14 protein-coding genes and 1 pseudogene are annotated in these 16,646 nt (G+C 39.5%); 2 read left to right on the top strand and 13 right to left on the bottom strand.

All coding sequences use genetic code 11. The features are described 5' to 3' along the window. Positions 1–12: 12 nt before the first annotated feature. The 4 genes from L1028_RS03165 to L1028_RS03150 all read right to left on the bottom strand — a co-directional run bounded on the left by L1028_RS03165 (position 13) and on the right by L1028_RS03150 (position 4,396). Positions 13–825, bottom strand: a complete 813-nt coding sequence (locus L1028_RS03165; protein WP_234531203.1) for an MBL fold metallo-hydrolase — start codon at positions 823–825, stop codon at positions 13–15. A 74-nt stretch (positions 826–899) separates the two neighbouring features. Then, complete coding sequence (locus L1028_RS03160) at positions 900–2,489, bottom strand: extracellular solute-binding protein (RefSeq protein ID WP_234531202.1); 1,590 nt, start codon at positions 2,487–2,489, stop codon at positions 900–902. Between the two features lie 72 nt (positions 2,490–2,561). Next, positions 2,562–3,416, bottom strand: a complete 855-nt coding sequence (locus L1028_RS03155) for a carbohydrate ABC transporter permease (protein ID WP_423803009.1) — start codon at positions 3,414–3,416, stop codon at positions 2,562–2,564. Between the two features lie 56 nt (positions 3,417–3,472). Continuing rightward, positions 3,473–4,396, bottom strand: a complete 924-nt coding sequence (locus L1028_RS03150; protein ID WP_234531201.1) for an ABC transporter permease — start codon at positions 4,394–4,396, stop codon at positions 3,473–3,475. A 249-nt stretch (positions 4,397–4,645) separates the two neighbouring features. On the opposite strand from L1028_RS03150, the gene L1028_RS03145 reads away from it, so the two are divergent. Both L1028_RS03145 and L1028_RS03140 read left to right on the top strand, forming a co-directional pair. Beyond that, positions 4,646–6,973 (top strand): AraC family transcriptional regulator, encoded by a 2,328-nt coding sequence (locus tag L1028_RS03145; protein ID WP_234531200.1) that lies wholly within the window; start codon positions 4,646–4,648, stop codon positions 6,971–6,973. After that, positions 6,966–7,946: a tRNA dihydrouridine synthase gene (locus tag L1028_RS03140; protein WP_234531199.1), complete on the top strand. Its 981-nt coding sequence runs from the start codon at positions 6,966–6,968 to the stop codon at positions 7,944–7,946. The genes L1028_RS03145 and L1028_RS03140 overlap by 8 nt, the downstream gene beginning before the upstream one ends. Positions 7,947–8,023: 77 nt before the next feature. Here L1028_RS03140 and L1028_RS03135 read toward each other — a convergent pair whose 3' ends face one another. From L1028_RS03135 to L1028_RS03095, 9 genes and pseudogenes are all read right to left on the bottom strand, one after another. Continuing rightward, on the bottom strand, positions 8,024–8,251 hold the full coding sequence (locus L1028_RS03135) for a hypothetical protein (RefSeq protein ID WP_234531198.1): 228 nt from the start codon (positions 8,249–8,251) through the stop codon (positions 8,024–8,026). 291 nt (positions 8,252–8,542) lie between these two features. Next, positions 8,543–9,112, bottom strand: coding sequence for an SF0329 family protein (locus L1028_RS03130; RefSeq protein ID WP_234531197.1), 570 nt, complete (start codon positions 9,110–9,112; stop codon positions 8,543–8,545). A gap of 115 nt (positions 9,113–9,227) precedes the next feature. Beyond that, positions 9,228–10,217, bottom strand: coding sequence for a tRNA dihydrouridine synthase (locus L1028_RS03125; RefSeq protein ID WP_234531196.1), 990 nt, complete (start codon positions 10,215–10,217; stop codon positions 9,228–9,230). A 234-nt stretch (positions 10,218–10,451) separates the two neighbouring features. Further along, positions 10,452–10,628: pseudogene (locus L1028_RS03120) on the bottom strand (DUF4256 domain-containing protein); the annotation flags it as partial. Between the two features lie 175 nt (positions 10,629–10,803). After that, a complete protein-coding gene (locus L1028_RS03115; protein WP_234531195.1) occupies positions 10,804–12,063 on the bottom strand; it encodes an anti-sigma-I factor RsgI family protein in 1,260 nt (419 codons plus the stop codon). Continuing rightward, complete coding sequence (locus L1028_RS03110) at positions 12,047–12,547, bottom strand: RNA polymerase sigma factor (RefSeq protein WP_234531194.1); 501 nt, start codon at positions 12,545–12,547, stop codon at positions 12,047–12,049. Before L1028_RS03110 ends, L1028_RS03115 begins: the two co-directional genes overlap by 17 nt. A 911-nt stretch (positions 12,548–13,458) precedes the next feature. Next, positions 13,459–14,085, bottom strand: a complete 627-nt coding sequence (locus tag L1028_RS03105; protein ID WP_234531193.1) for a type 1 glutamine amidotransferase family protein — start codon at positions 14,083–14,085, stop codon at positions 13,459–13,461. A gap of 113 nt (positions 14,086–14,198) precedes the next feature. Next, positions 14,199–15,161, bottom strand: a complete 963-nt coding sequence (locus L1028_RS03100; protein ID WP_234531192.1) for a helix-turn-helix transcriptional regulator — start codon at positions 15,159–15,161, stop codon at positions 14,199–14,201. Positions 15,162–15,343: 182 nt separating this feature from the next. Continuing rightward, on the bottom strand, positions 15,344–16,609 hold the full coding sequence (locus L1028_RS03095; protein ID WP_234531191.1) for an extracellular solute-binding protein: 1,266 nt from the start codon (positions 16,607–16,609) through the stop codon (positions 15,344–15,346). Between the last annotated feature and the right edge of the window lie 37 nt (positions 16,610–16,646).

Here is a 16,646-nt window from a genome sequence, read left to right as displayed (position 1 = left end):
TTATGCGCTAACTCATATGTCCAGTTGCATCCCATCAAATGCTACTGTAATCCCATTCGGCTCAAAAATATGAACCAAATCTTCATGCAACAGATGAGCATTATGAGAGAAATGAGTGACTACGATTCGCCCTTCTGCTTGCATAACATGATTCTCGACTAACCATTCCCGTGTTTTTAGAGTATCCTCAACATTCATGTGAACTTCACAATGTGGGGCATTCCCAGTCGTACATTCAAGAATAGCAAGATCCAGCTTTTTCCCTTTCAACCATGTCCATGTCTGCTCAGGAAACCAGCCGCTGTCGTGACCATAGAAAATTTTTTTTCCATCTTTTTCAATGTAATACAATAAACAAGTTTCTTTAGAATCATGATTGGCAAGCAATGGCGTAATCGTAGCTGTTTGTGTTTGTACGGTTTCAAAGGGCTTCAAGTTGTGAAATTGGAAGCGATGCCTTTCCGTGGCAAGCAATTGACTACAGTGCTTAATAGGCAAATCATGACCGTATAGATGAAGTTCTTCCTCTTCATTAAATTGAGCATAACCAAGCGCACGAATCAGTAAATCTTCAGGATACAAATGATCGGAATGTGAATGTGTAAACAATAAATCGCGAACCTTATCCATATCTACAGAATCACGAATGGAATGATGTAAGGTGTCCGCCGGAAAATCGATCTTAAGTACTTCATCAATCAAGACCGAAGTGCGTGTACGGATATTTTTCCCACCAAGTACTTTGGCTTGCTTACAAGTCTCACAATGACAGAATAAGGAAGGGATTCCTTCAAATGCAGCTGTTCCATGAAAATGAACCTTCATAAAAATTCCACCTTTGTAGTAGAGAACAACAGGACGTTAGTCCTGTTGTTCTCTCTAAGTAACGCTAGACTAGCTTACTTAATGTTATTATCATCCAAATACTTTATCCACTGCTTCGTGTATTCCGCTTGAATTTTATCGAGACCAGCTTTTTTGGCCTTTTCCATAAATAACTTCAAGCCGCCTTCAACATCCTTAACCAAACCATCATTCAAAGGATATAAGTATTGCTTTTCAACTTGTAAAAGGGCTGCCTTCTCTGCTTGATAAGGCGTCCAATCCTCTGGGAATCCCTGAAAAATATTTGGCTTTGCAATCTTATCTAATTCAGTGAACATATCTAGCACAGCTTGATAGCTCTTATCAAACAACATGAACTCCGGATTTCTCCATGCCCATCCATTCATACCTTCTCTTGCGAAGCCGTTTGATTGGACATCACCAAGCATTTTATAATATTTTCCATCCTCAATTTCAAAATGCTTACCTTCAATACCGTATTGCGTCAGCCAATTGTAACGTTTATCAGTGACCATCTTCTCATAGAAAGCAAGCGCTCTTTCTGGATTTTTGCTGCTGCGTGGAATTGCAAAGCCATTATGAATCGGGTGAACGGGTGAAGAGAACCCTTTCATATCTGGATATGGGGAATAGCCTAGTTCCCAATCCGGGTGCAGTGTTCTCACTTTGACAACAGAATCACCAAAGCGGTTTGGATTCTCAGATCCTAAAATTGCTGCGGCTTTACCGCTGGCAAATATATCATGACCACTATCTTTAATGTTCAGCATATTCTTCATAAAGAACCCTTTTTCTTGCCATCCCCTGAACACTTTTAAATCTTCCAAATGCTTCGGAGAGCCCCAATAGGAGGTTACGTCTCTTGGAGTGTCATACATGATGTTAAGTCCATATGGAACGGTATCGTTGGTATTCACAGTTTTAGTTGTCATTTGACGGATGGATTCTGTATGACTGACCTCAGTATCCGCCAGAGGCAGCATATCCGGTTCATTCTTGCGTATACCTTCCAAATACTGTTCTAAAGTTTCGAGTGATTCCGGTTTTGGCAAATTATACTTTTTGCGCAAATCTTCCCGATAGGCAATACCCTCATTTACATACTCCTTCCAGATCGCTGGAACGGTGTAAATTTTCTTATCAACCTTGACTGCTTCCCAGAAATCCTGCGGTACATATGCTTGCAGCTTAGGTGCAGCCTTCGGTATGAGATCATCTAGCGGAAGGAAAGCCCCTTTCTTCGCATATGACTGGTAATCCGTCCATTCTGCCGTAAAGATCAGGTCAATCGGCTGCCCTGAGGACAACAGAAGCTTATACTTCTGATCCCAGTCTGTCCAGGTTGTGAAGTTGAATTTGACGGTTGCATTCAAATCTTCTAATGCCATTTTGTTAACTTCATCCTGAATGAGCTTTAAATCCTTTGGGGCATCGCCCAGCATATAGAACTGAAGCTCCACTTTCTTGGATGTGTCGATTCCAGTTGCTTCTTTTACAGCCTCTTCTTTTACAGTTGGAGCCTCCGTGCTGGTATTTGACGTAGTCTCCCCAGTTTTGGCATTACCACTGCAGCCAGCAAACAAACTTGCAGTTAAGAATAAAGAAGTGCCGATCGTTAACAATTTCTTTTTTCCTTTTCTCATACTAACCCTCCCCTTAATTGAATGATCTATGTCAGCCGATCGCATACGAGTTTCTTTCGTTTGCTTTCGGTACTAACCCTTCACCGCACCAATCGTTAATCCCTTCACAAAATATCGCTGCACAAACGGATATAAGAAAATAATTGGTCCTGTAACGACGATCGCCATAGCCATCTTGGTCGATTCTGTCGGAATTTCACGCCCTAGGGTTACCCCAGTTCCAGTGGCCATTTGAGAAACGAACATCATGGTATTGATCGTGTTATACAAATAGTATTGAAGCTGATACATGCTAGCGTCATTAATGAACAAGGAAGACATGAACCAGTCGTTCCAGTACGTTAGAGCAAGGAACAGACCGACAGTCGCTATGCCAGGCATAGCAAGCTTCAGCACGACACTGTAGTAGATCCTAAAGTCGTTCGCGCCATCAATTTTAGCTGATTCGAATAATTCTTCCGGAATCGCAGATTTGATAAAGTTTTTCATTAAAATAATGAGAAAAGGTGTCATAAGACCAGGTAATATCAGTACGGCATAGGTGTCTGCCAGCCCAAAGTATGTAGTCAGCATGATGTACCAGGGCACAAGCCCCCCTCCAAACAGCGTTGTGAAATAAATGAAGAAGGACAATGGATTGCGATACTTGAAATCTTTCCTCTGCAGCACATAACCTGCCATCGTAATAAGAAACAATCCCACCAGCGTTCCAACCACAGTTACAAAAACCGTAACACTATAAGCCTTGATTAGCTGAGTTGGAAAAATAAATACCATTTCATAACCTTCCAGCGAGAACACTTTAGGAATCAAGTGAAAACCGTCGCGAATAATGGATTCATTGGCTGTCAATGAGCCTGAAATGATCAGAAGGAAAGGAAAGAGACAGAGCAAAGAAAAAATCATAATAATCAGGTAAGCCATCATTCGGAAAACTCTAGAACTTAGAATGTTGTCATCCAATGTAATCCCTCCTCCCTACTTTAGAATAATGCGTAGTCATCATTAATTTTCTTGATGATATAATTCACTGTCATAATCATTACAAATCCGAAGATAGACTGATACAAGCCAGCAGCAGTTGCCATACCAATATCAAAATTAACTTTCAAAGATCGATAAACGTAAGTATCGACAATATCCGTAACGTTGAAGAGCACTCCGTTGTTCCCGACAAGCTGATAGAACAGATCGAATTGACCTTTCATAATGCTTCCGAGTGCAAATAAGAGCAGAATGATAAATGTTGACTTCAGCATAGGTATGGTAATATACCAGATTCGCTGAAAAATATTTGCGCCATCAATTTTGGCAGCTTCGTAATACTCATCGCTGATTCCCATGATGGATGCAAGATAAATGACCATGGAATAACCTAAGTTTTTCCATATATAAAATGCTGTAATCAGAAATGGCCAGAGCCATGGTGTATTGTATATGTCTACTGGATCCAATCCGAACGATTTGAGTAACTGATTAATAAAACCGGAATCAGCATTAAACATGTTAAACGCTAAAACACTAATCAGAACAAACGAAACGAAGTAGGGTAGAAACATAATGGATTGTGATAACTTTTTAAATAGCTTCCCTCGGACTTCACTTAATAGGATTGCTGCCCCTATAGATACCACGTTACCTAATATGATAAAAACCACGTTGTATCCAAGCGTATTGATTGTCAACTTCAACAGAATTCCAGATTGCGTTAAAAATTTAAAATTGTCTAATCCTACAAACGGACTTCCAAATAAACCACCTGCAAAATCATAACTTGTGAATGCATAATAGATGCCGACCATTGGAGCATAAGAATTTATTAAGAAAAAAAGCAGGGTCGGTGCTATCATCAAAAACATGATTTTATTCTTATTTAATTCATAAAAAAAACCTTTCTTCTTAAACATGACTGACCTCCTCCTGAATAGAATTGCTCGTGAATCTTACTTCCAAATCATAGAAGAAGCGGATTCGATAATATACTGTACAATGACACACATTGCTGCAATCTCGGTATTTGTGAAGTATGAAATTTCTGTACTTTTGTGAATATTCACTACATTTAACCTAATTTCGGCTGCTGGATTTATAAATTTGATTGAAAGCACCATACTGATGATTTATACTCAGACCAGCGATGAAAGGGGTTTCAACAAATGATAAAACATTGGTCTAAAGAGCATAAAAAAGTTTACAGCCGAATACTCCTTGGCTCTATTGGATGTGTTGTTATTACCCTTTTGATAACTTCAACTATTCTTTATATGAACTTTACAAGCATCGCACTTAAACAAGTTTATCGTTCCGATTCAAATAGTCTAAATCAAATTAAAACACAATTATCTACTATGACAGAGACTGTTACCTCACTGTCCTCCCAGATTTACTATGATTCTGCGGTATCTAAGTTGTTGTATTATGCGGACTTGAATATCTATGATGTCATTTTTGCACAGCAACAACTTGATAACTATCGCGCATCCTTACCATTCATTGAATCCATTTATGTATATAATGCGAAATCCAATCAGTTCTATATTAGTTCCAATAATTCACGAAGCGGAATTCAACCGAAGTCCGAACTGGATGATGATGGAATTCTAGACCTTTTTATGAAATTCAAAGAACATCGCCCCTTTCAACCGATTCCCAGAACCTATAACATCGGTTCGGTTCAGACCACTCCAGTATCAAGCTACACTTACTTATGTTATAGCGTCATTGATGATAATAAAGATTTAAATACAGCTGTTGTTGTCAATATCTCGGCATCATGGTTAGGCCTGCGAATGGATCAGTCGGGGAAAGAGATCTCGGAGAATAACACGTTTATCATTAATCAGGATGGAATATTATATTCCAGTAGTGATAAGCAAGAGATGCTAACTGATATATCTGATAAAACCTATATACAGAAAATTATTCAGGATACTTCAGAATCTACATATTTTGTAGACACTGTGGAAGGAGTTAAATCTTTAATAACGTTTACTACACCCGATTCATTAGGCTGGAAATATGTTCGGATTACCCCTTATAGCAATATCACTCAAGAAATAAATGAAATGAGGTATCGAATACTCTTTATCAGTATTGGCATTCTTCTCTTAGGATTGTTGATTTCGTTAACTTTATCCCATAGTGTATATCGCCCGATTGACAAAGTCATACGCAAGTTCAAAACCCTGGAAACAGAAAGACGTAACCATCAACATATTCTCAAGCAGGATTTCCTTAGAAATACGATTTTGGGTAGAGAAACGAATAATGCTGAGGTGTTGCAACAAAAATTACATTACTTCAATTCAGAGCTTATGGTTAATAATAAATCACTGATTGTTTTGATAAGGATCGATCAGTTCCCCGCAGTCCTCGAGAAATACAAAGAAGATATAAAATTGCTCAAATATGCCATAATGAACATTTGCACAGAAATTTCCTCACCGATCTTTCAAGTCGAAGCCATTGATATGGGGGATGATAGTCTTTTACTTTTGCTAAACTTTCATGATCCGCTTTATATAACGGAACGGGATTCGCTGATTGAAATGGCAGAGCTTATGCAATTGTCAATCACCAAACATTTAAAATTATCCATCACGATTACCTTTAGTCCTGTGAAGGAATCCGTTGAGCAATGCATCTTAGTCTACAAGCAAGTACTTGAGGCTTCTTACCATCGATTATTCAAAGGATACGGCAGCATCCTCTTTTCGGTTGACATTATGAACTTAAAAACCAAAGAATATATGTTTCCAGTTCACAAAGAAAAACAGTTCATTGAATCCTTGATGTCAGGAAATGCGGAAAAGGCACGGAGCATCTATATTGATATCGTAGGAGAAATATCAGAATATTCTTTTACCGTTGTTCAACTTGTCGTATCGCATTTAGCACTTACTGTTAATAACGTCTTGCGAACATTAAAAAAGAACAATGCGATTTTAACATTACCCGAATTCGATACAACGTTCTTACTACCAAATCATGTTGAAACCATGGAAGAAATCAACACTCCATATTTCAAGATATTTGAAGAAATAAGTGAAAAACTCGAAGAGAAAAGAAGTACAAAACAAGAAGACCTCATTAGAAAAGTACATCAAATTATTGAGCGAGATTATAGCAATTCCAACCTGTGCATAAATTCAATTGCAGACGAGCTCTCGATGTCTCCAATCTATTTGAGCCGGTTATATAAACAATTAACTACAAAAGCACTACCCGATATAATTAGTGAAATTCGGTTGAATAAAGCCAAAGAGCTGCTGAAGACCTCTGAATGTACCATTGTTGATATCGCAGAAAAAACTGGATTTACTAGTAGTTCGTATTTTTATCGTTTATTTAAGAACAGTACTGGTATAACCCCGAGCGATTATAGAAAAAAAGAGACCCTCTACAATTTTGTGCAGCAAGCGAAAAAAAATGATACTATGTATGATGGGCAAAATGTTGTAAAAGAAGGAGCACTTAATGAGTAACGAACAAAATTTTTGGCTTGATTTACCAAAGCCGTTTTTTATATTGGCACCTATGGAAGATGTCACAGATGTTGTATTTCGTCACGTGGTTAGTGCAGCTGCAAAACCGGATGTGTTTTTCACGGAATTCGCAAATACAGAATATTACTGTCACCCTAAAGTAAAAGTAAAAGAAAGTGTGCTTACTCGATTAAAGTTCACGGAAGATGAACAACCGATGGTCGCTCATATTTGGGGCAATAACCCGGAATATTTTGAACGAATGAGCATGGATATGAAAAAACTTGGTTTTCGTGGTATCGATATAAACATGGGATGCCCAGTAAAAAACGTCGCAACCAATGGAAAAGGTGCTGGATTAATTCGACATCCTGAAGTGGCAGCAGAAATTATTAAAGCGACTAAAGCAGGTGGCCTACCAGTTAGTGTCAAAACAAGATTGGGTTATAGTGAAATTGATGAGTGGCGCGAGTGGCTAACACATATATTCAAACAAGATATTGCAAATCTCTCCATTCACCTCCGTACAAAAAAAGAGATGAGCAAAGTAGATGCACACTGGGAGCTCATCCCCGAAATCAAAAAATTACGCGACGAAATTGCTCCAAATACGTTGTTAACGATTAACGGAGATATTCCTGACCGTGCAACAGGCTTAAAATTAGTCGAACAATACGGCGTGGATGGTGTCATGATTGGCCGAGGTATTTTCAAGAATCCATACGCTTTTGAACTAGAATCTAAAGAACATAGTGTGGAGGAACTTCTTCATTTACTACTTTTTCATTTAGATCTTCACGATAAATATTCAAAAGAACATGAACCACGTCTATTTAATCCACTTCGGAGCTTCTTCAAAATCTATATTCGTGGATTTGATGGTGCCGACGAACTAAAAAATCAATTGATGGAGACGAATTCAACCGATGAGGTGCGGCGATTGGTGCAACCTTTTTTTGGATTTAGAAATTAAGTAAGACATCTCAAATATAAAAAGTTTAACGGCCTCAATCCTGAATTCCATCAGATTGAGGCCGTTTATCTAACTTCTTACTTCCACTCCAGTCTTGGCAGCACATCTTTTTGCAGTTCACACATTTCATCGATCATCGCACAAGCTTGATAAAATGTTGGAGCTTGCGGATCAAGCAGAATCGCTTGCAGCAATTTTGTTCTCGACTCTTCAACAAACGCCTCAAGAACAGCTAATGGATTGCACCTTGAATATGGATCGTAACGTAACTGCAGGGTAGTCCAGCATAGAAATCTTCTGCCCAAGAAATATACTCGCCGCAATGGTTAGTACCCGGATAAGGGAAGTAACCACTGAAGAAGGGGGTCATTTTGCTATTGCGAGTTCAATTTTTGGCTAAGCTATCATTTTCAAACATACAGAGAAAAAAGCATACTAGGAATTAGCACTCATGGTCTGTACATCTGTCAAAAAAGATAAGAATCAAAATAATACAATAAAATACCCAACAAATGAAAAGCCGACGACCTGAATCAAATAGGGTTTAAGTGACCCCTTGCCCATCTATGATCATTCGCAGGTAAAAATCATTCACCTCACAACGTATTACGCCGCAACTCATAAAAATACTGCACAATCGGATGCTTTAACTTCATCTTCTCAGACATGCTTAAAATTCGCTTTTTCCCAACTCTTCTGTCCACCAAAGCTAGAACATTCAACAGAATCTCCTCGCTCTCCATACTCTCCTCTATAGGAGTAGTCAGAAACTTATTAGCCACAATGATAAAATTCGATTTAATTAATGAAGCCTGTGCTGCCAAAAGCTCTTTGGCATGTTCTGAACTTTTTCTACTTCTAGCCATTACTATTAGACGATCTTCCGGAACTGGCCCCTTGGTAGCTATTCTGACCGCTTCAATTTCGTCATTGCTGATAGGAATATGAATGTCTGGATCATTCTTAATTTCTAGTTCCGTTTGATACCATCTAATAGAGTTCGATTTATCACTCATGTTGAGTACGTTCTTTTTATCTACCGAGATATAACAAATCCCTGATTTATCAGGCAGATAACGGTAACCTGGTGCGCGGTATTCTACCCTTCCATGTAATGCAGGACAGAGAAAGCTCTCCAGTTGTTGCTTCAATTTGCTCCAGGACATGTAATTTCCCTCCATATAAAAACAGAGGAAAGGCTTGTTGGCTCCGGGTTTGTCCCCTCTCCATTCAGCCGATCCTCAATCTGTTCACGTCTTTTGTCTATTTTAACTTGTCAGCTTAATTCCCACTTTCCTCCGACTCTTCAGGCTCCTTGCTTCCAAACTCATCGAGTAGCGCACGCACTTCACTGGTTGACTTTGTATTCATTAAGGTATTTCTTAATTCGCTTGCCCCGCGAAATCCGCGAACATATATTTTAAAGAATCGTTGAAGAGGTCTGAACGAACGTGGTTCTAGTCCTGAGTATTGATCATGGAGGTCCAGATGCAGCCGCAGCAAATCAAGCAATTCCTCACTACTGTGATCCTTTGGCTCCTTCTCAAAAGCAAACGGATTATGAAAAATACCGCGCCCAATCATAACACCATCCACACCGTATTGCTCAGCGAGCTTGAGGCCGGTCTGACGGTCAGGAATATCCCCGTTAATGGTCAGTAGTGTATCTGGTGCCACCTCATCACGAAGCTTCTTAATCTCCGGAATCAGTTCCCAGTGGGCAGGTACTTTACTCATTTCCTCTCTGGTGCGCAGATGAATGGACAGATTCACAATGTCTTGCTGCAAAATATGGGTTAACCAGCTGCGCCATTCATCTATGTCACTGAAACCGAGCCTTGTTTTTACACTGACGGGCAGTCCCCCGGCTTTGGCGGCCTGAATGATCTCCGCTGCGAGTTCGGGACGGCAGATCAGGCCGCTTCCCTTCCCGTTCTCTGCTACATTCGCTACAGGACAACCCATATTAATATCGATGCCTTTGAATCCTTCTTTTTCCATCCCGATACTCATTTGACGGAAGTATTCCGGCTTATCTCCCCAGATATGAGCTACAATGGGCTGTTCATCCTCTGTAAAAGTCAAACGCCCGCGCACAGCATGGTGCCCCTCCGGGTGACAATAACTCTCTGTATTCGCAAACTCCGTAAAAAACACATCCGGTCTGCCCGCTTCACTTATAACATGGCGAAAAACAACATCCGTTACATCTTCCATGGGCGCCAGTATAAAAAAAGGCCGTGGTAAATCACGCCAAAAATGTTTAGTCATATCAATAACCTCTCTATAAATACCGGGACAACTCTTTATCCCGAAATAGTAAACTAACCTGTCTAACAAAGTATATCATAACCCCGAAAGAAGCATACTCCTGGGTAAATTCAATCTGCGCTTCCCGGTGAAAGAGCTAAGCATATTAACAAATGAATCAAATGCACAACAAAGCCATGCCTCGAGTACATCGGGACACGGCTTTATTCTTTACCCAAATGTTATGGGATAAATTCAGACCCGCAGCGAGCCGCGGAACCCCCTGGCGCCATAGTAAGATTCCGCCCCATTGTGATACACAAAGACCGTATCATAGCGACGATCGCAGAAGATAGCACCGCCGAGTTCTCTAATACGATCGGGCGTATTCACCCAACTCGAGGTTTTTAAATCGAATTTACCCTTCGTTTGTTTTTTCTACTGTCTACTATGATGGGAGCATATCACTTCCTGGTGTCTTCTTTTCATTTAGGCTGAAATTCAACGAACTATTTTACATCCATTTTATGAAATAAAAAAGGGCTATGCTTTTCGTTGTCAGAAAAACATAGCCCATACTTCTCCTCAAGGGAGAATTTTGCTTTAGTTAATTATCTTCATTCTTATCTTTTTCATCACTATTCTTATTTGCATTTGCATTTGCATTTGCTTTTGCATTTGCTTTTACATTTGCATTTGCTTTTACATTTGCATTTGCATTTGTATTTGCTTTTGCATTTGCTTTTGCATTTGCTTTTGCATTTGCATTTGCTTTTGCATTTGCATTTGCATTTGCATTTGCATCACTATTATTATTTCCATGAGCTGTAGTATTACTTTTGGTTGCGCCCTGGTTTTTGTTTTCTACTTTATTTTTATCATTATCTTCATCATCATCTTTTTTAGATTTATTGGTCACACTGGCGGTATTATTATCTTTGCTATCCTTGTCCTCATCGCTTATCTTATCTTCTTTTTCCTTAGCTTTAGATGCATTATTTTTTTTAGCTGCATTTGTATTATTTGCATCGCTTGAGTCTGCGGCAGTGCCAGTGGTAGTGGTGTTAGTAGTGGTATTATTGTCGGCTGTACTATTAGTTTGATCTTTATTTTCATCTTTATTATCAGCGTTATTCTTAAGCTTGTCTTTACTATCTTTTATAGTTTTCATTATATCTTTGACACTTGCATCTTTATACTCATCTACAGTAGCGGTTGGATCAACTTTTTGAAGCTTATTTATAAGATTAAGCTTTCCAGGGGTGATACCTAAAGCTCTCGCCTGATCCCTGCGAGCAAGCGCAACATTATCTTTTATAACAGTTGCTGTTTTATCGGTCTCCTGTAAAGCCTGATTTGCTCCGGTTTCAGCATCTTTTTCAAGTTTGGCTGCGGTATTTGAATTATCTGTTTCAGATGTAAGAGAAACAACAGATGAACCGTTATCAGCTATAAAACCATTATCAACGGCAGATGAAACCAGCATGTTGATAGCTACAGTAACATTAGAACCCTTTATGTTTATTTTAGCCAATATCTTGTTGCCGTCGTCATTAATTCCTTCAACTTTTACAACTTTATCAAATGCGTTAACTCCTATTTCTACACTAGGGTTAATGTCCAGGCTAAGGTAGGATGCCGGTGTTTGATAATAGGCGTATGCCGCACCGCTTCCACCAACGATTAAGGTTGCCATGCAAGCAGCTGCTACTAACTTTTTCTTCATAAAGAATGTCCCCCAATTATTTACTTTTATGTTTTTAGTATTCTCATTAATTAATGCGTCTTTTAGAAATACTTCAGTTCTGCTTATTAAAGCGTCTTCGGCTTTAATTTGATTTATCGCAGATTTAAAGCGTGTAATCATGTTCTTTACCTCCTAACTTTTGTTTAAGTAGTTCCCTTGCTCTGTGTAAGTGAGAATAAATGGTATTTACTTTTTTATTTAGTAACTGAGCCATTTCAGGCACGGTATACTCCTCGTAATAAAATAGATAGATAACATCCTTGTACTTGTCCGGAAGTGATAAAACGACCTGCAGGAGTTCATTTTCTGCTTGATCTTCAAATGGCATTTCTATACCTTCAATTGAAACCATTTTCTTTCGCCAAAAGCTTTTTAAGATGTCCTTACATTTATTGATTGTAACTCTTATTAGCCATGCTTTTTCATGTTCAGCACTTTCAAAGCGGGAGTTGTTTTGTAACAACTTCAGGAATACTTCTTGAAAAACATCATCCACATCTGCACTATTATGTAGATATATAAAGCATATTCGACGTACAAGGCCAGAATATTGGGTGAGTGCAGCTGAAATATTTTCGTTGATATCAATCGGTAATTGGGCCATTTTTTCTCCTTTCTATACTTGATACGATTGACTAATAAGAATCCTTGCAAATATTTTTTGTTTTTTTATTTGAAAAATATACCTTTATTGAATTGCACACAAAAAGGGACTTTGACATTTAATATTACCTTCATTTCATTTTTCAGCCGGAATTCACGCGTGGTAACGTGCCATTATTACATAGGCTATAAACGGTTGTGTACACATACAGTTGCTCCATAAAAGCAACAACCCCTTCCTTAATTGTTTTGGAAACGTTAAGCGTTCCAGTAACAATATAAGGAAAGGGGTTGTTGTTCTTAACAAAGTATTGCAAAACTGACTAATTTACGTTTGAATAAGCGTATAAGTATCAAGCTAGAAAAATATGGGATGCGAATGAGGATGAAACAGGATCTTTTAAGAGGAGGTAAAGAATGAAGGTCAAAATTCATATTACTATAAGAGCGAAATGAAAGTCCTTTGAATTATTATACCGATAACCCTTCGAGACAGCTACCACAGTACATTAGGCTGTATTCTTTCAATTAAATCGCCGGATCAAGCTTTCCTATTATTCAAACTTTGTACGATGTGCTCCCATGAATTGAAATGCCAGACTACGAAAAATCGTGGTCTGGCACTTGTTTTTTATACCCGTTCTAGTTTCGTTGGGTTACGTTATGAGTACATTGAGGTCAATAACGCTTGGTTGCATTATCCGCAAACAGGGCATATCCTTTCAGCTCGGACTCATTGTTCGACGCCAACCAGCTGACTTTTCCTTTAATGACGTTTTGCTTAGGCGCCGTATCGACAAACCTAGCTTCTTTTGAGTTGGTATTGCTTGCCTATTATAATGGGAACACTTCAATCAATTCCTTATAAACCAACAAGCAAACCGACTCCACATGACTTGTGTGCTTATACCTTCATTGGATTGAATTCATCAACTCATAGAAATATTTGGATTCATGAGACTTATTAAGACTATACCAGGCATCTAATGTATTTGAAGAAAACACACCCAGAGCTCTCAAGACGTGTACAGAAAATTCCAACGGAGCTATTCCAGATGCAGTGATCAGTTTTCCATCAGTTACAGCAGACTCCATTTTGTAATACTTTTCGCCCGTGTAAGTGGGACAGATCATTTTAAGGTATTCCAGATCATTGCTTGTATGCCAACGTGAATTCAGCAATCCTGTCTGGGCAAGTGCCATTGTAGCACCACAAATCGCTGCAACCAATACACCTTCCTTTAAACACTTCTCAACGATTTTTAAGATGGGTTGGTGAATTGTTTCTGTCCATGTATCTCCACCGGGCAAAATCAATGTATCTGTGCTTTCAATGCTGCACTCATCTAGTTTGATGTCAGGCAGTATTTTCAATCCGCCCATTGTAGTCACAGGAGTTTTTTCAATTCCCACGGTAACTATTTTTGATGGGGCCAGCCCCTTTCTATAATATCTTCCCGAGTTCAGTTCGGCAGTTAAGTAACCTATTTCCCAGTCTGACATTGTGTCAAACACATAAAGATATACCGTATTATTCATTTGCAAGTTCTCCTTATTTTACAATTCATCAAGTGATACCAACCATTCATCGGTAATCAATGATTATCATCATTATAAAATAGCTTCACTGACATCTGCTGTCAGTGAAGCTATTAAAGTTGATAATATTCCATTAACTCCGACACAACACCAACAAGTTTTTCCTTCAAACTCTGTGGTTCGATTACTTGAATGGATTTCCCGTAGGATAAGAGAAAATAAGGAACATAGGTATGAATTGATTTTTCCTCAAGTAAAAAGATTGCTTGATTTGATGTCCGCTCTTTTAGATGATGCCCCAAAAACCAATGTAGGCATAAGTCATCCAATGCCTCTGACCTGCCTCCGATAATTAAAGAAATTAACCCGTCCTTACCCGCTAAATCTGGTAACAGATTTTGCATAAAAAATTCACGGGCCGAAAATGCTTCGGAACGCTTAAATATGTTTTGAGTACGCTTGATTTGTAGAATCCGTTCTGCTCGAAAGCTGCGAATCTCATTCCTTAGGTGGCAAAATGCAACAGTATACCATTTATTGTTCCAGTATACCAATCCATAGGGGTCTATCACCCTATTCTTGGGTTGTTCTTCCTGCCTTGTGCGATAATCAATTTCTACAGAGAATTCGTTTGCTACAGCCTGCTCCAATTCCACCAATACTGGCTGAACAGAAGGGTCTCCCATACGGTTTATAACTTCAAATTCAGCTAAATGACGGCTTAGTATACTTTCCTGCTCCTGATTCGAATACATTTTCAATTTTGCTGTCGCATTGCCTAATGCCTTACTCAAAGGGTATCCGGCTTCTTTTGCAAAAACAGCAGCATGAAGGAGTGCCTTTTTTTCCTCAATATCAAATAGCAGAGGTGCTCTGATAAAATTATTCAGCAAGCTATACCCGCCATTATGACCTGTGTCGGATATTATAGGCACTCCACTGGCACATAGTGCATCAATATACCGATAAACTGTCCTTATATTTATTTCTAACTTTTCGGATATTTGTTTTGCAGTCAATTTCACACCCGAATTCAGCATCCAAAGAATTGCCAGCATATTATCGTTTTTTGGCATAACATAAACCCTCATTTTTTATTAAATCTCAATACTTTATAATATCTTTTTTATCTTCTCAAGGATCGCACTAAATTAACAGCATTGCGAATATACCATCAATTTGCTCTTTGATGATAGCTTTCGTCCCCAATTCGTTACTCTTCATGCACATTAAGATCCTGTGCGTTCAATAAGATATGTCAATCAGAATCTTCCAATAGTTTGTCTATTTCAGCCGCCGCACGATCTAATCCAACCTTAACAGGCAGTTCACCCATAAATATTTTATGCAGGTACATGGTATACACCTCATCGATTCTGCTCCAGTTTTTCACAGTCGGCCGCAGAAAGGTATCATCCATAGCTTCCATGTATGGGTAAAGGTAAAAATCCTTGTCTAGACTCAGCGCTTTAACCGCCTCCTTGTTAGTCGGGATTAAACCGGCTCGTGCCATGATCAGCTGAGCTTCCTTTCCTGTCATCCATTTCATAAAAGCCCACGCTTCCGCAGGATGTTCGCTGCCCTTCATAATGACTAAGTTTTCGCCGCCAATAATCGAAGACGGGCCATTCCCCTTTGGAAAAGGTACAGGTACGGTCTGCTGAAGTGCTTGTTTGATTTCCGAGTCTTTTAACAATCTGTAAAACCACGGCGCTTCGTCCGTTAAAATCATGTTTCCGTTCCGTACTTCCCTCCAGTTATCGCCGTTTAGGGTCACCGTAGAAAGATGAATCAGGTCTTTCTTATAAAGACCAACCAGCTTCTCTACCGCCCGGATGGTGGCTTTGCTGTTCAAAAATCCGGAAGCCCTGGTGGAATTCTCATCCATAAACGAGCCTCCAAGGCTGAAAAGGTACGGAAGTGTATCCCAAGCCTCCAATCCCCCCAAGCCAATTGTGAAGTGATGCGTACAAGCAAGCTCCAGAACTTCATCCATGGTGCGTGGAGGTTCTGAATATCCCGCCCGCTCCAGAAGCTCCCGGTTAAAAATGGCCGACTTGGTATATAAATTAAGCGGCAGGGAGTAATATTGATTCTTATAAAAACCAACGCTCATGTCCTTATGGTGAAACGCTTGCTGCAGAAGTTCGAATCCCGGGAACCCGTTTAATGGTTCAAGGAGCCCTTTATGGGAGAACTCTGGCACCCAAGAGATGTCCATTCGTACCACATCCGGACCACGATTGGAGGAGGCCCGTCCAATCAAATTGTACTTTAGTTCATTATTGTTGGCTAAGTTAATGTAATTGACCCGAATGCCCGGGTTCTTGCGCTCAAAAGCCGGAATCAATTCTTGCACTAACAGCCGGGTTTCTGCATCGTTGTAGGTATGCCAGAAGGTAATAACGGTTGTATCCTTTCCGTGGAGCGTTTGAACATTATTTGGATCCGAGATTACGGACGGACTCCCACACCCCGCCGTTAACACTAGAGTCAGTAAAAAGGATACCCACCGGATGGCCACTAGGTAATTCTCCTTTCTTAATCGGTGTGCTGGAACG

Origin of the sequence: Paenibacillus pseudetheri (genome assembly GCF_924513355.1) — a bacterium.
GTDB classification, from domain to species: domain Bacteria; phylum Bacillota; class Bacilli; order Paenibacillales; family Paenibacillaceae; genus Paenibacillus_AQ; species Paenibacillus_AQ pseudetheri.
The sequence above is the reverse complement of the archived record's forward strand: the minus strand, read 5'-3'. Positions and strand labels throughout refer to the sequence as shown.